At 32.1% G+C, this 26,176-nt stretch carries 21 protein-coding genes and 2 pseudogenes; 10 read left to right on the top strand and 13 right to left on the bottom strand.

What is annotated here, in order from left to right; all coding sequences use genetic code 11:
* The first annotated feature begins 15 nt into the window (after positions 1–15).
* The 3 genes from IF125_RS11230 to IF125_RS11220 all read left to right on the top strand — a co-directional run bounded on the left by IF125_RS11230 (position 16) and on the right by IF125_RS11220 (position 2,852).
* Positions 16–798: a hypothetical protein gene (locus tag IF125_RS11230; RefSeq protein ID WP_225542549.1), complete on the top strand. Its 783-nt coding sequence runs from the start codon at positions 16–18 to the stop codon at positions 796–798.
* Positions 799–881: 83 nt separating this feature from the next.
* Positions 882–1,457, top strand: a complete 576-nt coding sequence (locus IF125_RS11225; protein WP_225532371.1) for a hypothetical protein — start codon at positions 882–884, stop codon at positions 1,455–1,457.
* A gap of 129 nt (positions 1,458–1,586) precedes the next feature.
* Positions 1,587–2,852, top strand: coding sequence for an acetyl-CoA hydrolase/transferase family protein (locus IF125_RS11220; protein WP_225542548.1), 1,266 nt, complete (start codon positions 1,587–1,589; stop codon positions 2,850–2,852).
* Between the two features lie 70 nt (positions 2,853–2,922).
* Here the strand turns inward: IF125_RS11220 and IF125_RS11215 are convergent, their stop codons facing one another.
* Positions 2,923–3,807, bottom strand: coding sequence for a NifU family protein (locus IF125_RS11215; protein ID WP_394369889.1), 885 nt, complete (start codon positions 3,805–3,807; stop codon positions 2,923–2,925).
* 56 nt (positions 3,808–3,863) lie between these two features.
* On the opposite strand from IF125_RS11215, the gene IF125_RS11210 reads away from it, so the two are divergent.
* A complete protein-coding gene (locus IF125_RS11210) occupies positions 3,864–4,376 on the top strand; it encodes a gamma carbonic anhydrase family protein (RefSeq protein ID WP_225542545.1) in 513 nt (170 codons plus the stop codon).
* A gap of 59 nt (positions 4,377–4,435) precedes the next feature.
* Here IF125_RS11210 and IF125_RS11205 read toward each other — a convergent pair.
* The 3 genes and pseudogenes from IF125_RS11205 to IF125_RS11195 form a co-directional block, all read right to left on the bottom strand.
* A pseudogene (locus tag IF125_RS11205) lies at positions 4,436–5,275 on the bottom strand (IS3 family transposase); the annotation flags it as partial.
* The gene (locus IF125_RS11200; protein WP_225542544.1) at positions 5,266–5,802 is read right to left on the bottom strand and encodes a transposase; all 537 of its coding nucleotides are present in this window, start codon (positions 5,800–5,802) and stop codon (positions 5,266–5,268) included. The gene IF125_RS11200 and the pseudogene IF125_RS11205, both read right to left, overlap by 10 nt.
* A gap of 248 nt (positions 5,803–6,050) precedes the next feature.
* The gene (locus IF125_RS11195) at positions 6,051–6,842 is read right to left on the bottom strand and encodes a cobalamin-binding protein (protein WP_225542543.1); all 792 of its coding nucleotides are present in this window, start codon (positions 6,840–6,842) and stop codon (positions 6,051–6,053) included.
* Positions 6,843–7,241: 399 nt separating this feature from the next.
* On the opposite strand from IF125_RS11195, the gene IF125_RS11190 reads away from it, so the two are divergent.
* From IF125_RS11190 to IF125_RS11180, 3 genes and pseudogenes are all read left to right on the top strand, one after another.
* Entirely contained in the window at positions 7,242–8,474 is a 1,233-nt protein-coding gene (locus tag IF125_RS11190) for a hypothetical protein (RefSeq protein WP_171622288.1), read from the top strand.
* Positions 8,475–8,516: 42 nt separating this feature from the next.
* Positions 8,517–10,050: pseudogene (locus tag IF125_RS11185) on the top strand (MFS transporter).
* 12 nt (positions 10,051–10,062) lie between these two features.
* A complete protein-coding gene (locus IF125_RS11180; protein ID WP_225542542.1) occupies positions 10,063–10,290 on the top strand; it encodes a DUF6814 family protein in 228 nt (75 codons plus the stop codon).
* Positions 10,291–10,325: 35 nt separating this feature from the next.
* Here IF125_RS11180 and IF125_RS11175 read toward each other — a convergent pair whose 3' ends face one another.
* From IF125_RS11175 to IF125_RS11160, 4 genes are all read right to left on the bottom strand, one after another.
* On the bottom strand, positions 10,326–11,057 hold the full coding sequence (locus IF125_RS11175) for an MBL fold metallo-hydrolase (RefSeq protein ID WP_225542541.1): 732 nt from the start codon (positions 11,055–11,057) through the stop codon (positions 10,326–10,328).
* A gap of 95 nt (positions 11,058–11,152) precedes the next feature.
* Positions 11,153–13,315, bottom strand: a complete 2,163-nt coding sequence (locus IF125_RS11170) for a S46 family peptidase (protein ID WP_225542540.1) — start codon at positions 13,313–13,315, stop codon at positions 11,153–11,155.
* 180 nt (positions 13,316–13,495) lie between these two features.
* Positions 13,496–14,986, bottom strand: coding sequence for an aminoacyl-histidine dipeptidase (locus IF125_RS11165; RefSeq protein ID WP_225542539.1), 1,491 nt, complete (start codon positions 14,984–14,986; stop codon positions 13,496–13,498).
* Positions 14,987–15,284: 298 nt separating this feature from the next.
* On the bottom strand, positions 15,285–16,310 hold the full coding sequence (locus tag IF125_RS11160) for a M28 family peptidase (protein ID WP_225542538.1): 1,026 nt from the start codon (positions 16,308–16,310) through the stop codon (positions 15,285–15,287).
* Between the two features lie 141 nt (positions 16,311–16,451).
* On the opposite strand from IF125_RS11160, the gene IF125_RS11155 reads away from it, so the two are divergent.
* Positions 16,452–18,359 carry an amino acid permease gene (locus IF125_RS11155; protein ID WP_225542536.1) on the top strand — a complete coding sequence of 636 codons (1,908 nt, stop codon included), beginning with the start codon at positions 16,452–16,454 and terminating at the stop codon, positions 18,357–18,359.
* A gap of 120 nt (positions 18,360–18,479) precedes the next feature.
* A complete protein-coding gene (gene aspS / locus IF125_RS11150; protein ID WP_225542535.1) occupies positions 18,480–20,237 on the top strand; it encodes an aspartate--tRNA ligase in 1,758 nt (585 codons plus the stop codon).
* Between the two features lie 254 nt (positions 20,238–20,491).
* Here aspS and IF125_RS11145 read toward each other — a convergent pair whose 3' ends face one another.
* From IF125_RS11145 to IF125_RS11130, 4 genes are all read right to left on the bottom strand, one after another.
* Entirely contained in the window at positions 20,492–21,085 is a 594-nt protein-coding gene (locus IF125_RS11145; RefSeq protein WP_171622297.1) for an RNA polymerase sigma factor, read from the bottom strand.
* 476 nt (positions 21,086–21,561) lie between these two features.
* Positions 21,562–22,566 carry a type I glyceraldehyde-3-phosphate dehydrogenase gene (gene gap, locus IF125_RS11140; RefSeq protein WP_225539418.1) on the bottom strand — a complete coding sequence of 335 codons (1,005 nt, stop codon included), beginning with the start codon at positions 22,564–22,566 and terminating at the stop codon, positions 21,562–21,564.
* Positions 22,567–22,601: 35 nt separating this feature from the next.
* Complete coding sequence (gene pfkA / locus IF125_RS11135) at positions 22,602–23,585, bottom strand: 6-phosphofructokinase (protein ID WP_225542534.1); 984 nt, start codon at positions 23,583–23,585, stop codon at positions 22,602–22,604.
* Positions 23,586–23,657: 72 nt separating this feature from the next.
* Positions 23,658–24,311, bottom strand: coding sequence for a DUF4294 domain-containing protein (locus IF125_RS11130; RefSeq protein ID WP_188319871.1), 654 nt, complete (start codon positions 24,309–24,311; stop codon positions 23,658–23,660).
* 61 nt (positions 24,312–24,372) lie between these two features.
* Here IF125_RS11130 and IF125_RS11125 point away from each other — a divergent pair, with 61 nt between their 5' ends.
* A complete protein-coding gene (locus tag IF125_RS11125; protein ID WP_225542533.1) occupies positions 24,373–25,464 on the top strand; it encodes a M42 family metallopeptidase in 1,092 nt (363 codons plus the stop codon).
* Positions 25,465–25,514: 50 nt separating this feature from the next.
* Here IF125_RS11125 and IF125_RS11120 read toward each other — a convergent pair whose 3' ends face one another.
* Positions 25,515–25,970, bottom strand: a complete 456-nt coding sequence (locus tag IF125_RS11120; RefSeq protein WP_225542532.1) for a hypothetical protein — start codon at positions 25,968–25,970, stop codon at positions 25,515–25,517.
* Positions 25,971–26,176: the final 206 nt, after the last annotated feature.

The raw sequence follows: 26,176 nt of genomic DNA, 5'->3' as shown, positions 1-26,176 counted from the left end.
AAAAGAAAAACAATAATGATAAAACAAATTTTGCTTACAGCTACAATTGCTCTTTCTAATGTTGCAATAGCTCAAGTAACATCAATGATTAATGATCAAAATGTAGATGCTTCCACTAAAGTTTATGGAATGGCTCCTTTGAATGATGAATCCAAAGCCTATGAGAAATTTAACTTTATGTTAGAAAATTCAGCTGCAATTCAGTTAGCAAAACCTCTTCTTGAATACGGGTATCAATCATCAACTTTTCAAGCGCAAGAGAATGGGCTGATGATCTACATGGTGAAAGATAAAAAAATTGTTGATCAATGGTTAGTGAATCCAGCTTTATACAACACTTTTCACGATGGAATTCCATATTCTTATGATGCAGATAAATTAGCAGTTCTTGCAGAAAAGTATCCGTTAATTTATAAAGAAGAAAAGCGACAATATAAAAACGAAAAAGAATATCAAAAACAACGTCCAGCTTTATTTGCAGATCCTTATAATTTGATTGTTACTGAACCTGATTTTACATACGAAGGTTATTTTGAAGTTCAGTTTCCTGTTAACGAACAATTCAAAACGCCAGAAAATGCAATCGAATATCTAAAACCGATAGTAGAAAAATCAACAAAAAAGAAGTTTGATATTAATTATTCTTTATCAGAAAAAAATATTTTAGATCGCACGCAGTTTACTATGACAGTTGCGGGTGAAGAAAATATCTATAAAAAAATAAAATTAGATCAGTTGCAAAAAGGAGATTGGCAGTCATTAAGTTATGAGGCGGTTATTTTAAGAAAGGCGAATTAATCATAATGAAAAGGTTCTTGAATTCTCAAGAACCTTTTTTTATGTACAAAAGATTCGTATTTTCAGTTTTTAACCAAAAGAATATGAACTCTAATTTTTATAAAATTTTACAAAATTCGAAAGAAAATCAATCTATTATCGCCATATACAATGATCCAGAAGGAGATAATTTTTGGGCAGGTTATATTTTAGATTTTAATGATGAATTTTTTACGATGCAACATATTTCGAAGTTCGGTAAAAAAGATGGAATTTTAATTGAACCTTATTTCAAAATTAGCCGAATTGATGTCGATGATTATTGTAAATGTTTAAATTATTTGAAGGAGCATCATACCGATTTGGATGAAGAAAATACCGTGACATTTTCAGCAACAAGCGAAGATAATTGGATGAATCAAATTTTAGGAGAAATTTGTAATCAAACAGAATACGTTTCGCGATTACAATTTAACAACAATAGTCGTTTTTCAGGCTTTGTCCGAAATTTAACAGAAGATGATTTTGAGCTGAAATGTATCGGTTCTGAAGGAACAGATGAGGGGTCATTGTATTTTCAGATTGATGATATCTCATCTATTCGAGTTAATGATTTAGAAGCTCGCAGACGTTTATTTTTATATAATTATCGTCGTTCTATCGATTTTTTTGATGAATAAATCAATAAACCTTCTGCTTTCTTAAATAATTAATGATTAGGTATAAAATTTGATTAGATTTTGCTGAAAAAAATCGTTTTTTATAAAGCTCACAAGAGCTTACTTTTGCACGATAATAAAAATCTACTTATGAAATATACTTCTGCAACAGAAGCAGTGAAAGAAATAAAATCTGGTGATCGTGTTTACGTTCATGCAGCAGCTGCTACACCAACAATTTTGGTGACAGAATTATCGAAGAGGGCACATGAATTGAGAGATGTAGAGTTTTGTCATATTTATACGACAGGTGCAGCAGAATATGCAAATCCTGCTTATAGAGATTCTTTTTTTGTCAATTCTTTTTTTTTAGGAGCCAATGTTCGTCACACCATAAAAGAAGGGAATGGTTCTTATTTGCCAATTTCTTTTAGTGAAATGGCAAAAGTGATTAAAACGGAACTTACGATTGATGTTGTACTGATTCAGATTTCTGAACCTGATGCCCACGGATTTTGTTCTTTGGGAACGTCTGTCGAGAACATTAAAGCAGCCATAGAAACATCTCGTGTGGTTATTGCGCAAGTGAATAAACATATGCCAAGAACATTTGGTGATGGGATTATTCATATATCAAAAATCACCCATTTAGTAGAGCATCATCAATTATTAGATGTTTTGGATAACGGAAATATAACGACAGAAGAAGCCAGAATAGGAAGTTATATTGCTGAATTGATTGAAGATAAAAGTTGTTTGCAATTAGGGATTGGTTCTATTCCAAATGCAGTTTTAAATAATTTGAAGAATCATAAAGGTTTAGGAATTCATACTGAGTTATTTTCAGATGGAATTGTTCCTTTAGTAAAATCTGGTGTAATTACAGGTGAACATAAAAAATTGTTGAAAGGGAAAATTGTATCAACTTTGGTACATGGTTCTCAATTGTTATATGATTTTATTGATGATAACCCAGCAATAGAAATGCGTGATGCATCTTTTACAAATGATCCAATCAAAATTAGCCAGAATAACCGAATGGTTTCGATTAATTCCGCTATCGAAGTTGATGTAACTGGACAAGTAAGTGCTGATTCAATCGGAACAAAAATATTTTCTGGTGTAGGAGGGCAAGTTGATTTTATTTATGGATCTTCTTTAAGTAAAGGAGGGAAATCAATTATTGCCTTAACATCAACAACAGTTAAAGGAGCAAATAAAATTGTTCCATTTCTGAAACATGGAGCAGGAGTAGTAACAACAAGAGCTCAAGTAAACTACGTTGTAACAGAATATGGAGTAGCAAATTTATTTGGAAAAAATATTAAACAACGTGTAAAAGCAATGGTAGAAATTGCGCATCCAAATTTTAGAGAACAAATAGAAAGAGAATATTATGAAGCGCTTTCTAATTAAACTTTAGAAAAATCAATAAAGCCTTCTAATCAGAAGGCTTTATTGATTTCAGATTAAAAAATATTTAATTTTATCCGTTTACAGCTTCAACGTTATCCACAACGTCAGGCATCATTTGTTTTAAAATTCCTTCGATACCATTTTTAAGTGTTGCTGTAGAAGAAGGACAGCCCGAACAAGCGCCTTGTAACAACATTTTAGCAGTACGTGTTTCTTCATCAAACTCAATTAATTCGATATTACCACCGTCATTTGCTACAGCAGGTTGAACATATTCGTCTAAAATAGCTTTGATTTGTTGTTCAACAGAAGAAAATTCTTCAGCAGATTTTACAACAATATGCTCTGGTGCTTCTGTTTTGAATTCATAAAATTCATCAAAAACAGGACCTCCAGCTTGTAAATAGTTTGTGATAAACGAGCGAACATCCATTGCCCAAAGCGACCAATCTTCTGTTTCGTTTTTCGTTAAAGAAACATAATTATCAACAATAAACACTTCCTCTACAAAAGGATATTCTTTGTAAATCGCAACAGCTAAAGGAACTCCAGCAGCTTTTTCTTTCGATTTTATTTCGATGATTTCTGGAGCTAACATAGAATTTGAAACAAATTTCATTGCCGCAGGATTTGGCGTCATTTCTGCATAAATAGAAATGGGAGCCTTTTTCATCGGCGTTAAAATTGCGTTTTCTTCTAAATGTTCATTGATAATTTCTTTCAAATCTTCTGTAACATCAGCCCAATCAACTGCATCTATTTTTTCTATCGCGACAAAATTTGCAGTGATAAATATTTTTTGAATAAATGGTATAGTCAATAAAACTTGCGCTAAAGGAGATTCGGTAGCTGTAGATTCTTTATCGAATTCAACGCCACCTTGTGTTAAAGTCTCGTCACAAACAAACTTCATCACATTATTATTTGGTGTAATTTCTTCGTATACTCTCATAATAGTACAAAAATACACTATAAAAATGTATCTTTATCATAAGAATTATAGATTTTGTTATGGCAATAATTAAAGAATTAAATGGACATGCACCAAAGTTCGGTAAAAACTGTTTTTTAGCGGATAATGCAGTGGTTGTAGGTGAGGTAGAAATGGGCGATGATTGCTCAATTTGGTTTTCTGCTGTGGTACGTGGAGATGTTCATTTTATAAAAATGGGTAATAAAGTGAATATTCAAGATAACGCTACGATACATGCCACGTATCAAAAATCTCCGACGATTATAGGGAATAATGTTTCGATTGGACATAATGCAATCGTGCATGGATGTACTGTTCATGACAATGTTTTGATTGGAATGGGAGCAATTGTGATGGATGATTGTATTGTAGAGTCTAATTCGTTGATAGCAGCGGGAGCTATTTTAACCAAAGGTACACATGTTAAAGAAGGTGAGTTATGGGCTGGAATTCCTGCAAAAAAAGTAAAAGATGTCCCGAAAGAATTAAAAGAAGGCGAAATTGAACGTATTGCAAATAATTATTTGATGTATAGTAGTTGGTATAAATAAAAAAAATTCAAAAAAAAGTAGTCTTTAGACTGCACCCAAAAGTTTGGACAGATTAAAAATTAATAATTATAAAAATGAGTTCGATATTCTATCGGACTCATTTTATTTAAGTTCGATTTTATTCTATCGTTATTGTAATAGTAAATGTATTGTTTTATTTCTTTTTTTAGCTCTTCAATAGAATTAAATTTTTGTAAATAAAATAGTTCCGATTTCAGTATTCCGAAGAAATTCTCGATAATAGCATTATCTAAGCAATTTCCTTTTCTACTCATACTTTGTATGATTCCTTTTTCATTTAATAAAGCCTGATATTGTTTCATTTGATATTGCCATCCTTGATCGGAATGTATTATCAAATCTTTGGTGTCTTTATTTTTTTTAAATGCCTTTTTAAGCATTAGAGTTACTTGATTAAAAACAGGTCGTTCGCTTAACTCATAGCTGATAATTTCTTGATTGTACAGATCCATTATCGGTGATAAATACAATTTTTTATCTTTTACTTTAAACTCGGTAACATCTGTTACCCATTTTTGGTTGGGTTTATCAGCCTTAAATGCTCTTTGCAAGATGTTTGGTGCAATCTTTCCTTGTTCTCCTTTGTAAGATTTGTATTTTTTTCTTCGAATCAAACTCTTTAATCCTAAGCTATTCATCAGTTTAAGAACAGTTTTATGATTGATGATAGTTCCTGATTTTCTTAATTCATCGGTAATTCGTCGATAGCCATATCGCCCTTTATGCTTATGATAAATGGATTTTATTTTAAGTTTTAATTCCTGGTATTTATCTGTTTTACTACGCAAATTGTGATAGTAAAAGCTACTTCTAGCCATATGTGTACAATCTAAAAGTAAATTTAGATTGAATTCTGGCCTTAATTCATTTATGGCTTGCGTCCAAGTTTCTTTTGTTTTTCTTCCTCGGCTTGAATTAAGGCATTGAACTTTTTTAAGAGTGCAACTTCACAACGTAAACGTTCAATCTCTAACAATAGTTCTTCTTCTCTTGTTAACGGTTGTTTCGATTTTTTAGGTCTACCTTTAGATGTGCTCATAGTCTTGGGACGGCCTTTTGGTTTGGGTTTTAATCCGTCTATTCCAAAGGTAGCAAAATCTTTTTGCCATTTTATAATAACCGATTCACTTGGAATATTAAATTTAACTCTGGCTTCATGTAAACTAAGATATTGACTAGTTATAGCCTTAATAACTTTCAACTTAAATTCAACGCTATACGTTTGGTTTTTCTTAGGTTCTAAACCTAAAGCTCCTTGATTATGATAATCAGTAATCCACTTACGCAATAAACTTTCTGAAATACCTTCTTGATGTGATATAGAATGAACTGAATGATGTTTTTCTAAAACTTCTTTGACACATCGCAACTTGTATGTTACATCATATTTTACTTTTCTTGCCATAAAAATGCCCCCAAAAGTGTCTAACTTTTTGGGGGCAGTGTACTTTATCGGGCTACTTTTTCTATTTTAATTAGATTGTTGGTAAAGATAAGTGAGTTGATTTTCAGTTCGATAAATAAAAGTTTGAAAATCTTTATTAGTTATAGTTCTGTGAAAAATTAGTGCTACGTGGTGATATGTCTATTTTCCTATTTTGATGATTTTCTAATGTAATGCAATAATTAAAATCACGCTATTAGCAGAATTTTTTATTTATAATTGTTAATTATCTGTACAATTTCGTCCAAACCATCTGTTAAAGCAGCAGGACCAGGTTGCAAAATCAACTCAGATTTTATTTCATATAAATGATTATTCTGCACAGCTTTTATTTTTTCGAAATCTATTCGTTGTTCTACTTTTTCGGGTTTAAACATCTTACCACACCAAGAACCAATAATAATTTCAGGATTTCGTTCAATCACTTGTTTATTCAATAAGATTCGATCCTTTGCTAAAGCTTTATTTTTAAGTTCAGGAAAAGCTAATTTTCCACCAGCAATTTCTATCAAATCATTTACCCAAGCACTTCCAGAAATAATTGGCTCGTCCCATTCTTCGAAGAAAACAGTTGGTTGATAGGGAAGAAGAGAAGCTTGTTTTTTTATTGTTTCGATTCGTTTTTCATACGATTCAACTAATTTTATTCCTTTGTCTTGACAACCAATTAATGAAGTAAATTGAAGAATCATATTTAAAATTTCTTCAACTGTTCGGTGGTTAAAAATTAAAACATTAATTCCTCTTCGAATTAATTCAGCAGCAATATCTGCTTGTAAATCTGAATATCCAATAACTAAATCAGGCTTAAGTTCAATAATTTCTTCAAATTTTGCATCTAAAAAAGTTGAAACTTTTGGTTTTTCTTTTCGTGCTTGTGGTGGTCGATAAGTAAAGCCGCTAATACCCACCAAACGATGTTGTTCGTTAATAGTATACAAAATTTCGGTTCCTTCTTCTGTTAAGCAAACAATGCGTTGAGGGTATCGATTTATAAACATTTGTTTTTTTATAAATATAAGTAGAGAATTTGAATATTTACAAATTGATTATAATAGTAGCAATTAGATAGAATTTATAAATTTTTGATTCGATTTTAATAAAAATGAAATTATTTGCTTCTTGATTAAATAAAAATCATTTAAATTTTTATAGTTTTTTTAAAAAAAATTTAAGAAAATGAAGCTCGTTAATTATTAATTTAAACTTTTTTATCATTTTTTTTTAAGGATTTCTAAAAAATAATAGTGTCTTAATTACACTATTAATAAAATCATTCATTTTTTTGAAAAATATGATATTTTTATTTTTCAACATATTATTTTAGATAAAGTTAAGGTTTTGTGTTTTGAAAATGTTTAATCATAACTATTGTAAAATTAACACCTAATTATTGTATCATGAAGAAAAATATTTTGGCCATTAGCATTTTATTAACCATTGGATTATCGCATACAAAAGCGCAATATGCTTCGGAGTATGATGGAGGTTTAGTGGTTAAACTGAATCCAGAAGGAAACAAATATGTTCGCTTTATTTTATGGGGACAAACTTGGTTTCAGGATTATGAAGGAAAACATGCGAATGATGGATTTTCGATTAAAAGAGCTCGTGTCTTGGCTTATTCACAAATTAATGATCGTTTTATGATCTTAACTCATTTTGGTGCAAATGGAATTTACGACAATAATCTTTCTCCAGTTGGAAAGAGTTCTGATGTTTCATTTTTTTTACACGAAATGTTTTTACAATATAAAGTCACAAATAACTTAGCGTTAGGGGCAGGAGTACATAATTTTGGAGGGATTTCTCGAGGTAATGCTCAAGGATCTATTAATATGTTAATGTTAGATAATAATCGCGCAGATTGGGCTACACTTGGTTTGTCAGATCAATTTTCAAATCATTTAGGGGTTTTTGCAAAAGGACGTGTAGGAAAATTAAATTACCGTTTAGCATTAAGCGATGCAATTACAAATACGTTAGATGGAAATTCGAATTCAATTTTAGAGAATGGACAAGAAAAATACTTAGGTAAAGCTTTACTTGGTGAAGGGAAATATGCTGTTTCAGGTTATTTTGATTATCAATTTCTTGATCAAGAATCGAATGCATTACCTTATCGTGTAGGAACTTATTTAGGAACAAAAAAAGTGTTTAATATTGGAGCAGGATTTTTTAATCAAAGTAATGCAATTGTAAAAAAAGAGCATGATAATTTGATAGGAGAAAATGTTACACATCTTGCAGTTGATGCTTTTTATGATGCGCCAATTGGACAATCTTCTTCTATTACTGCTTATACAAAATATCAATATTCTGATATGGGAGATGCTTATGTTCAGGGGAATGTTGTAGGTGATGGAAGTCAATTCTCTGGACATGTTGGTTATCTTTTACCTAAAAATATTAAAGAAGGAGAGGGGAAATTTCGCAATAGAATTCAACCTTATGTAGGGTATTCATATCGAGATTTTAAAGGGTTAGTAAAACCTGCAAATGAATTTAAAATTGGAGGCAATTGGTACATCGATGGGCAGAATGCAAAAATATCAGTTGAATACCAAAAATCTTTCGATCAACCAAAACATATGGATGATATGATCACACTACAAGCAATGATATTATTATAAAATAACACTATAACTATAATTAACACAAAAAAAACAAAATTTATGAGTGAAACAACAAGTAAAAAAACAATCTGGAAAGTGATTGGAGCTTCCTCTATGGGAACTTTGATCGAATGGTATGATTTCTTTATTTTTGGAAGTCTTGCAGTTGTTATTTCCACAAAATTTTTCCCTGCAGAAAATCCTACCGCAGCCTTTCTTTCTACTCTTGCAACATTTGCAGCTGGTTTTGTAGTTCGTCCATTTGGAGCCTTATTTTTTTGGTAGATTAGGAGATATAATTGGTCGAAAATATACCTTTATGGCAACTCTAATTTTGATGGGAGGTGCTACTTTCTTGATTGGTTGTATACCTTCTTATGAAACAATAGGTTTTCTTGCACCATTATTGGTTTTAATATTACGTTTATTACAAGGTTTGGCTTTAGGTGGTGAGTATGGTGGTGCTGCGACATATGTAGCCGAACATGCTCCAGATGGACAAAGAGGTTATTGGACTTCTTGGATACAGACAACTGCTACAATTGGTTTGTTTGTATCGTTATTGGTTATTTTATTAACTAAATCAGTTCTTTCTGAAGAACAGTTTGATTTATGGGGATGGAGGGTGCCATTTGCCTTATCTATTTTTATGGTATATGTTTCTTATATAATCCGAAAAAATATGGACGAGTCTCCTGCTTTTAAAAAGGCAAAAGATGAAGGAACGACATCTAAAAATCCTTTGAAAGAATCATTTGGTAACCGCTATAATATGAAATTCGTACTATTAGCTCTTTTTGGTGCGGTAATGGGACAAGGTGTTGTTTGGTATACTGGACAATTTTATTCGATGAGCTATATGAAAACTGTTATGAATGTAGATTCAAATCAAGTTGATTCATTGTTAGGAATAGCATTGTTATTTGGAACTCCTTTTTTTGTTGTATTTGGTTGGTTAAGTGATAAGGTAGGTCGAAAATGGGTGATGTTAATAGGGATGATTTTAGCTGTCTTTTCGTATCGTCCAATTTACGAATCAATGTATCAAACTTCTAATTTAGAAAATAAACAAGAAATAGTAGCAGATACAAAACACGAAGCAGAAATGAAAGTGAATGGCGAAGTTACGGATTCTATTTATACTCTTAATCAGTCGTTTACAGATGGTACAACCTATAAACAAGTGACTATACGTCATTTAGAAAATGGACAAGCGAAGATTGTAGATGGTAAAGTAAGTGAAATTGTAAAAAGAACAACGCATATTACAAGCGGTAATAAATGGAAATTAATTGGTTTAATTTGGATACAAATCGTTTTTATTACAATGGTATATGGACCTATAGCAGCATTTTTAGTAGAAATGTTTCCAGTCAAAATTCGTTATACATCAATGTCGTTGCCTTATCATGTCGGAAATGGAATATTTGGTGGTTTATTACCCGCAGTTTCTACGTATTTAGTTACAAATGCAAAGAACAATGGTGATCCTCAATTTTATTTAGAAGGACTTTGGTATCCTATTGGTATTGCTGCAGTATGTTTTATAATTGGAGCAATTTATATTAGTAACAAAGATAGAAATGTGAATTAAAAAAAATACAAAATGGAAATACTTAAAAAAATATTAGGAATTGTATGGATCGTGTTATCACTCGTTGTGGCATACTTTTGTATTATGGAATTTGGAATTCCAAAATTAACATCAGGTTCTCAAGATGATTTGGTTTTTGGAATTATTATACTCTTTGTTTTGACTCCAATTATAGTTTTTGGAATGGCTTTATTTGGCTATTATGCATTAATTGGAGAATATAGTGAGGAAAAACTATAAGTTAAAAAAGTCAGGTAAGTTACCTGACTTTTTTATTAAAATTTATTTGTAGCTGTCCGTTTTCCATGATAGAAAAGAATCGTCCAATGTTCTTTCTTAGCTTCAACTTCCCAACGCAAACGATCTTCCATTGCTTTTATACCATCAATATCATTTTTGAAAGCTGCATGATATCTAAGATAATTTAATTGAGGTAAATTATCAGCTCCATAAAAAACAGTTTCATCATTTTCTTTAATCCAGAAAACTTGTTGAAAAGGAACATGTCCACCTGTGAGTTCAAATTCAACTTGATTTGATATTTGACCTTGATTTTCATTCATCCAAATAATGTTCTTGAATGATTTTAGTTTTTCTAAACGTTCGTAATTATACGAATTATTTGTTTGAGCAATTGCGTAATCATATTCACGTTGTTGAATGTAAATTAGAGCATTCGGAAAATTACATACAAATTGTTCACCAACCCAATTTCCTAATCCATTTGCATGGTCTTTATGCAGGTGTGAAATCAATACTTTTGTAATTTGATTGGGCTCAATATGATGTTCGCACAACTTCCTAAGTACAATAGGTTCGCAATCTATTTCTCCTCCAAAACCTGTATCAATCAAAATATTATCGTCTGCAACCTGAACCAAAAAAGGACGAACGTTTAAATAATAACCACTTTCTGGTTTGCCCTCGATTATATCTTGACTTTTAAATTGAAATTCCTTATTTTCATCTACATGATAAACTCCTTCAAATAGTGGAATAACTTTCATTTTTTTTTAAACTTTTTACAAAGGTATTTGTTTAAATTATCACCACAAAAAAAGGCTTCCAAAACGGAAGCCTTAAGCGATATGATTGTTGTAATTTATTTTACAATTGTCATTTCATCAACAATATGTTTTGCTCCAGCAAATTTATCAACAACCCATAAAACATAACGAATATCTACAGATATCGTGCGTTGTAATTTAGGATCGAAGATAACATCACCAGCCATTGCTTCGATGTTTCCATCAAATGCAATACCGATTAATTCACCTTTACCATTCATTACTGGAGAACCTGAGTTACCTCCTGTAATATCATTGTTTGATAAGAAATTTACGTGTAAGCATCCGTCTTTATCCGCATATTGTCCATAATCTTTAGCTTTAGCCAAATCTAATAAACGTTGTGGATTTTCGAATTCCTCGTCACCAGGGATGTGTTTTGCAACTGTACCTTCTAAAGTTGTAAAGTAGTTAGATGCAACGTCTGGTTGACGTTTTGGATTTGTACTTTTTGGTAAATTTTGGATAGATCCGTACGTTAAACGTAACGTAGAGTTTGCATCAGGATATAAGATATTTCCGATTTTAGACTCACGTAAACCTTTTACCAATAAACGGAAGTTTTTAGAATAAACATCGTTTAATTTCGCTTGCTCATCTGTTTGCTTAGAAGCTCTTTCTACTAAAGCGTTTGATAAAACATATAATGGATCTTTTTTCAATACTTCTACATCTGGAGAGATTAAGAAATTCTCAACTTGTTTTTGATCAGCGAAGAAACTTCTTTCAACAGCATCGTTTACAAAAGCAGTAAAATTGTTGTTATTTTGTTTTGCTAAATCAGCAACATAAGGTGCTAATCCCGCTTCATTTGCTTTAGAAGTATAAAGATTTAATTGAGCAGTCAATAAATCTTTTTCTAAAGGCAAGTACATTTTTTCATAGTATGCATTGATCGCATTCTGAATACGAGGGCGCATCTCATTGCGTTTTGCATCATTTGCAGCCGCATAATTTTCTAACGCTTTACCGATAGAGTATGGTGCACTTGCTAAAGTAGAATAGCGTAATAAAATATTGATGTAATTGTTATGACGAGCATCTAAATTTGTTTTCGCATAATAATCATTCAAATTAGAAACAACATTACCATATTCAGCTTTGTTAGCTCCTTTTTGAGCCCATTTATTGAATTTTTCTTCTTCTTTTGTTTTTTTCGCAACTGTTCCATGAAGTTTTAATGCTTCAATCATACCATCACGGTTTTTCCAATAGTTCGCAACTCCAGCATATTTAGATGCATAATCAATATTAACTTTTTGATTTTGATCCATATATTTTTTCATTTGATCCATTGTTACTTTTGAAGCTTCTACCCATGCAGGATAAGCGAACTCAACATTTTGAGCGACACCTTGCGCTGGCATCCAGCGATTTGTACGACCTGGGTAACCCAAAATCATAGCGAAGTCATCTGGTTGATAGCCTTTTAAAGAAACAGGTAAATGATGTTTTGGTTGTAATGGAACATTGTTTGTTGAATAAGCTGCAGGATTACCATCTTTATCTGCGTAAACACGGAACATAGCAAAATCTCCTGTATGACGAGGCCATTCCCAGTTGTCTGTGTCTCCACCAAATTTACCAATAGAACTTGGAGGTGTTCCTACTAAACGTACATCTTCATAATCTTGGTAAACAAAGTAGTAATACTCATTTCCTTGAAAGAAAGAACGTACAGAAACAACATATTTTCCATTTTCGCTGTTTTCTTTTTCAATTTTAGCAATCTCTTGGTTAATTGCTTTTTCACGATCTAACTCAGACATTTTATCGTTCACAACACCTAAAATACGTTTAGAAACATCATCCATACGAACGAAAAAACGTACTTTTAAGTTTTTTGGTTTTAACTCAGCAGCTTTATCCTTAGCCCAAAAACCATCTTTTAAATAATCGTGTTCAGGAGCAGATAATTCAGCAATTGCACCATAACCACAATGGTGGTTTGTCAAAACTAAACCTTGACCAGATACCATTTCAGCAGTACATCCACCACCAAATTGAACAATAGCATCTTTTAAAGAGTTGTTGTTGATACTATAGATTTCTTCTGAAGTTAATTGTAACCCTTGTTTTTGCATATCACGGTGATTCAGACGTTCGATGAACATCAAAAACCACATTCCTTCGTCAGCTTTCACTTTAAAAGGAAAAAGCATAACCACTAAGAGAGTGGATAATAAAAATTTTTTCATTATTTGTTAGTCTTCAATTTTACGAAATGCTAAAATAATTGATTATCTGTAGTTGTCCTAATCTTTGTTAATTTAATCATCTTTTATTGTGTTTTTTTGAATAAATAATAGATTAATTAATTATATAGGTAATAAAAAAGCCACTGTAAAGTGGCTTTTGATCTATTTTAATACCTTAAACTAAATGTTTTTTGAATTTGCACAGCTGTAATCAACTGGACCATCATTTGGAATTTCTTTTAAAATCTCCAATAAATACTTCCAGAATTTTTGAACTGATACGATTTCAACTCTTTCATCAGGTGAATGTGCTCCCGAAATATTTGGACCAAATGAAATCATATCCAAACCAGGATAATTTGTACCAATAATCCCACATTCTAATCCAGCATGACATGCCACAACTTTTGGTTCTTCACCATTTTGTTTGATATAAATTTCTTTTAAAACTTCTAAAATTTCTGAATGAGTATTGGCTTTCCAACCAGGATATGAGCCAGAAAAATTGACATCAAAACCTCCTAATTCGAATCCAGCTTTTAAGGTTTGAGCCAATGCTTCTTTACCTGATTCTACAGAAGAACGAGTTAAACATAAAATACGAATATTACCCTCGATAATTTCTACGCGTGCAACATTATTAGATGTTTCGACTAAACCTTCAACGTCTGGACTCATTCTGTAAACACCATTGAAAGCAGCCATCACAGTTTGGATAAAAACTTTAGATTCTTGCGCTGACATTGCAGAAGTAGTATCAGTAGACTCTAAGGTAATCACCATTTTAGGCTCTTTTGTTTCGTATTCTTCGATGATTTCGGCTCTTAAAGTTTCGTATGCAGCCTTGAAAGCATCTACTTTGTCTGTAGGAATTACAATTGTCGCCCATGATTCGCGAGGAATAGCGTTACGTAAACTTCCACCTTCCATATGCGCAATTTGTAAACCAAACTCGGTTCCAGCATTTAACAAACGAGCAATTAATTTGTTCGAATTTCCTAAACCTTCGTGAATTTGCATTCCAGAGTGACCTCCGTTCAAACCTTTTAAAGTTAAAGTAAAAGCGGTTCCGTTTGCTGTTTCAGCAGTATATGATTTTGTAGCGGTTATATCAACTCCACCAGCACAACCAATGTCTAATTCATCATCTTCTTCTGTATCTAAATTCAACAAAATTTTACCAGATAAAAAACCAGCTTTCAATCCTAAAGCACCTGTCATGCCCGTTTCTTCGTCAATTGTAAAGAATGCTTCAATAGCTGGATGAGGAATATCTTTCGATTCTAAAATAGACATAATTGTTGCAACTCCAATTCCATTATCTGCACCTAAAGTTGTACCGTTTGCCGTTACAAACTTCTCGTCTTCAATGTACATTTCGATTCCTTGTGTGTCGAAATCAAATTCTACATCGTTATTTTTTTGACAAACCATATCCAAGTGCGATTGCATCACAACTGTTTTACGGTCTTCCATTCCTGGATAAGCTGCTTTTTTGATTAAAACATTTCCTACTTCGTCCGTTTCGACAGGTAAACCTAAATCTTCACCAAATTTGATGATGAACTGACGTACTTTTTCTTCTTTTTTAGAAGGTCTTGGAACTGAGTTCAATGCTGAGAAGTTTTTCCAGATTGCTTTTGGTTCCAAATTAAGAATATCGTTATTCATTGTTCGTTTTTTTATTGTTCTCCAAAGTTACGGAATTGAGACAATATAGTTTTATGAAAGAAGTTTTAAATTTATTTTATAAAGTTAACGTTGCATCAATCATTCATTTTATACTATTTTTTATAATGGTCAGAAACTTGATTTGATTAGTAAAAACACTAAAATAAAAGTATAACAAAGGCAAGTTTATAACTATTGGTAAGTAGGGCGCAAATAAGTTTTGCCTTGCTGTTACAAAACAAGAAGCTTCTCATTACACAACGAGAAGCTTCCTTTATTATTATATAATAGTTTTTAATTATCTTGTCGAAGGCATTGGCGATTCTTTGTCTACAACTGGTCTATTTTCAGCATTTGCTAAAATCCAAATTGTATTGAACGCTAATTTTGTGCGACGCGTCAACAAATCATATTCAATTTTATCTGGTGTATCGCCTGGTTTGTGGTAATCATCGTGTACTCCATTAAAAAAGAATACAGACGGTATGTTATGTTTTGCAAAATTATAATGGTCAGAACGATAATAGAAACGATTTGGATCGTCTGGTGTATTGTAGCGCATATCCAAATTAATTCCTAAACCTTCGTTTGCTGCTAAAACAGCTTTGTGCAAATCTGAAGATAGCATTTCAGAACCAATTACATACACAAAATCTCTTGTTTTCTCATTGTGCTCATAATCTACACGACCAATCATATCAATATTAACATTTGCAATTGTGTTTTCTAAAGGATAAATTGGGTGATCTGAATAATATTTAGAACCTAACAATCCTTTTTCTTCACCTGAAACATGCAACAAAAGAACCGAACGTTTTGGACGAATTCCTTTCTTCTCAGCTTCGCGGAAAATACGACCAATTTCCATCACAGCAACAGTTCCAGAACCATTATCATCAGCACCAGGATATAATTTTCCATCTTTAATTCCGTCGTGATCATAATGTGCAGAAATAACAACGATTTCTTCTGGCTTTTCAGCTCCTTCGATGAATCCCATTACATTACGCATTTGACCTTTTACACGATTAAAAGTTCCAGCAGGAATAATTTGGAAATAATTATTATTTGGACCATTAATTCCTAATTCTTTGTAATAATTCGAAATATAATTCCCCGCTTTTATTTCTCCTTCAGTTCCTGCATTTCTACCTTCCATATCAGGAGCAGCAATGATGTATAACTGTTTTTTTAGTTCGGCTTCAGAAACTTTATCTGTATATTTTACCAGACTTTTTTGGTATTTCTCTTGTGAAATTGGTTTTGTAGAATCACAACTTACTAACGTCGCCGCTATAGCAATTGCAAATAAAAATTGTTTCATGTAAATTTTTTGAATTAAATTTAAAATTAATCTAACCAAGCAGAATAAAAAAGAAAATCTGAATAAAAAACCAATATTTATACGGATTCTATCCTCTTTTGGGTTTGTCTTTTTTATATTTGCCAGTTTTTTAAATAAATTATGTCACAATTATTCAGAAAAAAATCTGTAGAATCTATTTTAGCAGAATCAGCGAAGAATACTGCTACAATGAAAAGAACCTTAGGTGTTCGAGATTTAACAGGTTTTGGTATCGCCGCAATTGTTGGAGCTGGTATTTTTAGTACCATTGGTCGAGCAAGCTACGAAGGCGGTCCAGCAGTTATCTTCTTATTTATATTTACGGCTATTGCATGTGGTTTTACTGCTTTTGCCTATGCCGAATTTGCTTCATTAGTTCCAGTTTCCGGAAGTGCTTACACATATAGCTATGTTGCGTTTGGTGAGTTGTTTGCTTGGGTAATTGGTTGGGCATTGATTATGGAATATGCAATTGGAAATATTGTACTCGCCATCTCGTGGAGTGATTATTTTACCACCTTGCTCTCCGGATTGGGAATACATTTACCTGAATGGATGACAATGGACTACTTTACAGCAAAAGAAGGTTTTGAATTTGTTTCGAATGAATTGGCAAAAGGTAAAACTTTAGAAGGGATAGCAAATTCAGCTTATGCACAAGAAATTCCAAAATATTTAGCATTTAAAGATGCTCCTTATTTAGGATTTAACATGGTAGTGGATATTCCTGCATTAGTCATCACTTTTTTGATTACTGCCTTGGTCTATCGTGGAATTAACGAATCTCGAAAAGCAAGTAATGCAATGGTTGTTTTAAAATTAGCTGTTGTCTTATTAGTGATTGTTGTTGGAGCTTTTTATGTGAATCCAGATAATTGGGATCCATTCGCACCAAATGGAATAGGAGGTGTTTTAGCTGGTGTTTCATCTGTTTTCTATGCCTATATTGGGTTTGATGCGATTAGTACGACTGCGGAAGAGTGTAAAGATCCGAAACGAGATTTACCTCGTGGTATTTTTGCTTCAATTATTATTTGTACCATTTTATATGTGTTGATCGCCTTGGTGATTACAGGAATGGTGCATTATTCTGAATTAAATGTTGGTGATCCATTAGCTTATGTTTTTGATAAAATTAAAGACCTAAAATGGCTCGCCGGAATTATTGCTTTTTCAGCTGTGGTAGCAATGGCGAGTGTGTTTATCGTATTTCAAATTGGACAACCTCGTATTTGGATGACAATGTCTCGTGATGGATTATTACCAAAGAAGTTTTCTACGATTCATCCAAAATTTAAAACGCCATCTTTTGCAACAATCTTTACAGGATTTGTAGTAGGTGTGCCTATTTTGTTTACCGATTTAGAGTTGGTTGTAGATGCATGTTCTATCGGAACTTTGTTTGCTTTTGTTTTGGTTTGTGCAGCTGTATTAAAAATGGATGCTGATCCAAATGCAAAAAGAGGAAATTTTAAAACGCCTTTTATTGATGCAAAATTCATTATGCCAATTGTAACTGCTGTTATTGTATTTTTATGTGCAACGACTTTTAAAGATGATTCTGTAAGTTTCTTTACAAATAAACCTCAAGTGATGCCTGTAGAGCAGTTTGTTAATTCATTAACACCAAAAGAATTAAAAGATTCTTATGCAACGATTAATCAGTTGACAGGTGAAGAGGTAGAGTATATAGACGATTATTTGGCTAGTCTATCAGCTGATCAATATGAGTCAACAATACAAAAATTACCTGTTTACGAAGAAAAGAAAATGGAGAAAGGTTGGGATGTTTTTAAACACAAAATTCCAATGGTGATTTTCTTATTCATTTATGTTTTTATGGTCATCCGAACGTTTTTCAAAAGAACTTCTATCATTCCATTAGCAGGTATGTTGTGTTGTTTTTATATGATGGCGCAGTTAGGGTTAAAAAACTGGATGATTTTCTTGGTGTGGATTGCAATAGGTTTAACCATTTATTTTACTTACGGTTATAAACATAGTAAGTTGAGAAACCAGAAATCATAATTTGATAAAAGCGATTCAATTTTGAATCGCTTTTTTATTGAATTTATTTGCTCAAAAAAGTTAGATAACTTCTTTATTTCGACTCAAAACTTTACCTTTGTTCAATAAATTTGACGACAAATGTTTAGAACTCATACTTGTGGTGAATTAACACAAGCCAACATTAATGAAAAAGTTACGTTAAGCGGTTGGGTATCAACTCTACGTGATAAAGGTTTTATGATGTGGATCGATTTACGTGACCGTTACGGAATCACTCAAATCATCTTAGACGAAGAACGTTCTTCAAAAGAATTATTTGAAACTGCTCGTCAGTTAGGACGCGAGTTCGTAATTCAAGTAACAGGAACAGTGATCGAAAGAGCTTCAAAAAATCCAAATATTCCAACAGGAAATATCGAAATTTTAGCAGAAAATATCACGATTTTAAATGAATCTGCATTACCTCCATTCACGATTGAAGATAATACGGATGGTGGAGAAGATATTCGTATGAAATATCGTTATTTGGATATTCGTCGTAATCCAGTTAAAAATAAATTAATCTTCCGTTCTAAAGTTGCTCAGGAAGTTCGTAAATACTTAGATGCTCAAGATTTTGTAGAAGTTGAAACACCTGTTTTAATTAAATCTACACCAGAAGGTGCACGCGATTTTGTGGTTCCATCTCGTATGAATCCAGGAGAATTCTATGCGTTGCCACAATCTCCACAAACGTTCAAACAATTATTAATGGTTGGAGGTTTAGATAAGTACTTCCAAATTGTAAAATGTTTCCGTGACGAAGATTTACGTGCAGACCGTCAACCAGAATTTACTCAAATTGACTGTGAAATGTCATTCGTTGAGCAAGAAGATATTATGAATGTTTTTGAAGGTTTAGCCAAACATTTATTACATACCTTCAAAGGTTTAGAATTTGGAGAATTTCCGCGTATGACATTTGCTGATGCAATGCGTCGTTATGGAAATGATAAACCTGATATCCGTTTCGGAATGGAATTCGGAGAAATTACTGATTTAGCAAAAGGTCATGATTTCAAAATCTTTGATGAGCAAGAATTAATCGTGGGTATCGCTGCCGAAGGATGTAATTCTTATACACGTAAAGAGATTGATAAGTTAATCGAGTGGGTAAAACGTCCACAAGTTGGCGCAAATGGTTTAGTTTGGGTACGTTACAATGAAGACGGAACATTCAAGTCTTCTGTTGATAAATTTTATTCACAAGAAGATTTATCGGCTTGGGCAGAACGAATGAATGCAAAACCAGGCGATTTAATGTTAGTGATGTCTGGAAATGCAAACAAAGTTCGTGCGCAATTATCTGCTTTACGTATGGAAATTGCTGAACGTTTAGGATTACGTAATCCAGATGTTTTTGCACCTTTATGGGTTGTCGATTTCCCTTTATTAGAATGGGATGAGGAATCTGAACGTTACCACGCCATGCATCACCCATTTACTTCTCCTAAACCAGAAGATATGGATTTGATTGCTACTAATCCAGGAGAAGTGCGTGCAAATGCCTATGATTTAGTGCTAAATGGTAATGAAATTGGTGGAGGTTCTATCCGTATTTTTGATAAAGAAGTACAAGCAAGAATGTTCGAATTATTAGGATTTACACCTGAACAAGCAGAAGCTCAATTTGGATTCTTAATGAATGCTTTCAAATATGGAGCGCCACCTCATGGAGGTTTAGCATTTGGATTTGACCGTTTTGTATCAATCTTAGATGGATCAGAAACGATTCGTGATTATATTGCGTTCCCGAAAAATAATTCAGGTCGTGATGTGATGATTGATGCACCATCTCCAATTGATCAAACTCAAATGGACGAATTAAATATCACATCTACTTTTACACACAAGTAATTAGAGAATATCAGTATAAAAAAAGGTCTAAAATGTTTACATTTTAGACCTTTTTTATTGAAAATTTAAAAACAATTTAATTTATGTTAATGATGAAATTTTCATTTAAAATAGTCGAATTTATACTCTTTATCGATTTTGAAAAAGCTAATATTTTATCAATTGTTAATTGAGAAGGCTCAATATTTTCAGAGTATAATTCTATCATTTTTAAACTTATTTATTCTAAAACGCTAAATAGGTAAGTTTATTTTTTAATCAACTGTTAAAATAATGTTATTATTATCAATCACTTTTCTTAAGTTAATAATCGCATATCGCATTCTTCCTAATGCCGTATTGATACTTACATCTGTTTCCTCTGCAATTTCTTTAAAACTAAGTTCTTTAAAAATCCTTAATTCTAAAACTTCTCTCTGGTCTTCTGGTAATTGAGTAACTAAATTTCTTAAGTCATTTTCAATTTGAGATTTAATAAGTTTAGTTTCTGAGCATTCATCACAAATTCCAATGAAATCAAAAATATTATAATCTTCATTGTATCCTACAGTTTCACTAACAGTCGGCATTCTTTTGTTTGATCGAAAATAGTCAATAGTTAAATTGTGAGCAATACGCATAACCCAAGGCAAAAACTTACCTTCTTCGTTGTATCGTCCTCCTTTTAATGTAAGGATAACCTTGATAAAAGTGTCCTGAAATATATCTTCAGTTACATCCTTATCTAAGACTTTGGAGTATATAAAACTATAGATTCTTCCTTTGTATTTCTCTATCAATGTTTCTAAAGCATTTTCGTTACCTCTCAAATAATCTTGGATTAATAAAGAGTCGTCTTCATAGTTCATAATAGTAAATGTTAATTTTAAAGTAGAGTTAAATCTATAGGCTATAATTTTTTTGTTTATCCAAATATAGTTAAACAAAAAAATCTTACAAGTTTTTTAACATAATTATTCTTAAAATAAATTAATAAATTCTTAAAAAAATAAATAATTGTTAATTTTTGTATTAATTAATAATAATGAAGTAGTATTAATAAGAATATTGTAATGCTTTAAAATTCTGATGTATAAAATTAATTTAAGGAAATAAAAACCTTATGAACTTTTTTCTGTGTGTTAACATTTTTTATAGATTTAGAATAAGCCAATAGTTTATCTATGGTTGATTTCTTAGGACCAGAAAATTCAATTTCTTTTTTCATATTAATGTTTAGCATATCCGAAATCAAATATTAAACCATAAAATACGAATAGAATGTGAAAAAATAAAAAAGTCTTCTCAAAAAAGAGAAGACTTTAAAAATAAAGTATTTAAGCTTTTAAATTTTTGCCATATGTTGAATCAAATCAACAACTTTGTTTGAGTAACCAATTTCGTTATCATACCAAGCAACTAATTTAACAAAAGTTGGATTTAACATAATTCCTGCTCCCGCATCGAAAACACAAGTTCTTGTATCTCCTACGAAATCTTGAGAAACCAAAGGTTCGTCAGTGTATCCTAAAATACCTTTCAGTTCTCCTTCAGCTGCTTCTTGCATTACTTTTTTGATTTCGTCATAATTAGTTTCTTTTGCTAATTTAACTGTTAAATCAACTACGGAAACATTAACTGTAGGTACTCGAAAAGACATTCCTGTTAATTTCCCGTTTAATTCTGGAATTACTTTTCCTACGGCTTTTGCTGCTCCAGTTGAAGAAGGAATAATATTAACCATTGCACTTCTACCACCTCTCCAATCTTTATTAGATGGACCATCGACAGTTTTTTGTGTTGCTGTAGTTGCGTGGACAGTTGTCATTAAAGCTTCAACGATTCCAAATTTTTCATGTACAACTTTAGCTAATGGTGCTAAGCAATTTGTAGTACAAGATGCATTCGAAACAATGGTATCAGCTGCAGTAACATCTTTATGGTTAACTCCCATTACAAACATTGGTGTATCATCTTTAGAAGGTCCAGTTAAAACGACTTTTTTGGCTCCAGCTTCGATGTGTTTACCTGCTGTTTCTTTAGTTAAAAACAAACCTGTGGCTTCTACGACAATATCAGCACCAACTTCGTCCCATTTTAAGTTAGCTGGATCTTTTTCAGCTGTAACTCTTATGGTTTGTCCATTGACAATTAAATTTCCGTTTTCGACTTTAATTTCTCCGTCAAATTTTCCGTGAACAGAGTCGTACTTTAGCATATAAGCTAAATAATCAACGTCTACTAAATCGTTAATTCCTACGATTTCAATATCTTCTCTTTCAATCGCAACCCCAAAAACAAGGCTACCTATTCTTCCGAATCCGTTGATTCCAATTTTAATTTTTGACATAGTATATAATTTCCCTTTATATTTTTATTTATAGATTAGATGGCTAATATATTTGCAACTTTTATCAATTCCATATCGATTTCGTTGTGTTTTTTAATAGCTTCAGCAATAGGGGTGAAGACCACTTTATTGGAACGAATACCCGCCATTAAGTTAGATTGATCTTGTAAAAGACCTTCAACAGCAGCAATTCCCAAACGACTTGCCAACACACGATCATGACATGATGGTGATCCTCCACGTTGAATATGTCCTAATACTGTAACGCGAATATCATATTCGGGATGTTTCGATTGAACTTGTTTCGCTAATTCATAAACTCCACCTAATTTTTCGCCTTCTGCTACCACAACGATACTTGATTTTTTTCCAGATTTTTCTGAACGTTCTAACGATGAGCATAATTCTTCTACACTATCACGTTGTTCAGGAATCAAAATATCTTGTGCTCCCGAAGCAATTCCACTATTTAATGCAATAAAACCTGCATCACGTCCCATCACTTCTACAAAAAATACACGATCATGCGAAGTTGCAGTATCTCTTAATTTATCAATCGCATCAATTACAGTATTCAACGCTGTGTCATAACCAATTGTAAAGTCTGTTCCAAAGATATCGTTGTCAATAGTACCAGGAATTCCAATAAACGGAACCTCAAACTCTTTGTGAAAGGTATTTGCTCCAGTAAAAGATCCATCACCACCAATTATGACAAGTGCATCTATGTTGTTTTTTTTGAGATGCTCATAGGCTTTTTGACGACCTTCCATAGTTTTGAATTCAGCTGAACGAGCAGTTTTAAGAATTGTACCACCTTGATTAATAATATTTTTAACTGAACGAGGTCCAAGTTCTATCATATCATTGTTAATCAAGCCTTCAAATCCTTGACGAATGCCAACAGATGTAATGTTGTAATATTTGCATGCTCTAACTACGGCACGTAAGGCAGCATTCATTCCTGGCGCATCACCTCCAGAGGTTAATACACCGATTCTTTTTATATTGTTTTTCACGTTTTTCCCTTATTAAATCAAATATAATAAAAAAACAGAATATTATTGTAACAGGTAATTGTTAAAGATAAACTAATCTTCGTCGACGGGTTTTAAAATACCATCGGCAAAATCTCGTTGAAGAATGACAGCGATATATAAATCTTCACGAGTACGTTTAGGATCAAAGGTTTGTTTTAAATCGATGTTAAATGCTCCACTTGCAGCTTGGTACAGAAAAGCATTTAATCCTCCACGTAATTCTTTAATAATATCGTAAGTTGTTTTGTCTGTTTCTTTGTAAATTAATTTCGTTAAAATTTGACCTCGAGAACTTGACATATTTTTTAATTGATTCTCAAACTGATCTGCTAAATCTTTTTGTCTCGTTTTAATAAAACGTTTTTTATCTCGTCTTTTATCCATTGTTTGAATGGTATCAGAAACATAATTATATTCTCTAACAGCTGTTCTTACATAGGGCCAAACATCACGCACGCGCTTTCTTAGCCATATATAATATTTTTTTTCTAAATCTGATTTTAAATGAACAGAATAAAAACTTGATTCATTTAAATGTATAGTATCGAAAGGACTAAAAGTTAATTCATCAATATTTATCGAGTCATTTTTGATTTCTTGAGATGGGCTTTTACCTCCTAAATCTAAGCCGAAAATTTGGGCATTTAGATGTGGGATACCCAAAAAAGTGAGCATTAATGTTATGTGATAGATATAAAATTTCATGTGTGAATTAGTTCAAAAATTGTTCCTAAAATTAGTACATTTGTTAGATAAATAAACTAAAATGAGTACAAATAATTTGTTTGATCAACAATCGTTAGATTTTTTGTCTAAATATTTAAATACTGCTTCACCAACAGGTTTTGAAAGTGAAGGGCAAAAAGTTTGGATGGATTATATTAAACCTTATGTAGACGAAGTAAAAACAGACAATTACGGTTCTGCATATGGTGTGATTAACCCCGACGCGAAATATAAAGTAGTGATTGAAGCACATGCGGATGAGATTTCTTGGTTTGTAAATTACATTTCTGATGATGGATTGATTTATGTTATTCGTAATGGAGGTTCAGATCATATGATTGCACCATCAAAGGTGGTGAATATTCATACCAAAAAAGGAATTGTAAAAGGAGTTTTTGGTTGGCCAGCAATTCACTTACGTCAAGCAGGTAAAGATGAAGCGCCAACGCCAGATAAAATTTGGATCGATACAGGTTGTACATCCAAAGAAGAAGTGCTAGAACTTGGAATTCACGTTGGTTGTGTCATTACATATCCAGATGAGTTTTTTACCTTAAATGACCGTTATTTCGTTTGCCGCGCCATTGATAATAGAATGGGAGGGTTTATGATTGCAGAGGTTGCACGTAAATTAGCCGAAAATAAAGATCAATTAGATTTTGGTTTATATGTTGTAAATGCTGTACAAGAAGAAGTAGGATTGCGTGGAGCAGAAATGATTACACAAACAATCAAACCAAATGTAGCAATAATAACAGATGTAACGCATGATACGACGACTCCTATGATTACAAAATCGAAAGAAGGAGAGCAAAAATGTGGCGATGGACCAGTTGTATATTATGCTCCAGCAGTTCAAAATAATGTGCGTGAATTGATTATTGATGCAGCTGAGAAAAATAATATTCCTTTTCAAAGAGCTGCAAGTTCTCGCGTAACAGGAACGGATACAGATGCATTTGCATATAGCAATGGTGGTGTTCCTTCTGCACTAATTTCGTTGCCGTTGCGTTATATGCATACAACTGTTGAAATGGTTCATCAAGCTGATGTGAAAAATGTAATCGAATTGATTTACGAATCGGTTAAAACAATTAAAAACGAACAAAGTTTTAAATATCACACTGTTTAAGATTTGAATAGATGTTATAAAAGCCGCTATTAAGCGGCTTTTATCATTTCTTACATCAATCCAAATTGTTTGAAATGATGCGTGTAATGCTTTTTATGAAACGTTTTCCAATCTTCGTAACCAATTTCTGCTAAAACAGGATTTGTAATTTTAGCGTCTGGATTATTTTCAAAAAACGTGTTAAATTTATCTATTTCTTCTTCTAATTTTTCAATAGAAGCTTCTAAAGAAGGATAACGTAAATCCAACAAACCTTCCATTCCATTTGCTTTAATTCCTTTTTGCATTTCTTGATCAGACTCTAATAAGAACGCTTTATATTGTGGAATTTGTTCAACAGGAATTCTACAAGGCACACTTAAACCTCCATTTGATAGTTTAGTTGTTACAATTAAATGTTCAACCATGTGTTGAGGAGTCATAATTCCCCATTCAGGTTGTTGATCAATTTTTAAAGTTTTTAATTTTGAAATTAAATTCTCTTTGTCGTCAAAATTTAGAAACATATTATTTATTTTTAGATAGGGTGTAAGTTAATTTATTTTTGATCAAAAAAGACATTAATTTAGCATATTTTATTTGTACAAATAAAATGAAATACTATTTTTATAAGACAACTAACTTATGATTTATGAAATTGCCATGTTCAAGTTATAAGTGCAACTGGCCAAGTAGATTTTAGTTTTTCGATAGGGCTAATATAGCCAAACTT

The organism is Empedobacter stercoris (genome assembly GCF_020281205.1).
Taxonomy (GTDB): domain Bacteria; phylum Bacteroidota; class Bacteroidia; order Flavobacteriales; family Weeksellaceae; genus Empedobacter; species Empedobacter stercoris.
Note: the sequence above shows the minus strand (reverse complement) of the source record. Positions and strands in the feature narration are given on the sequence as shown.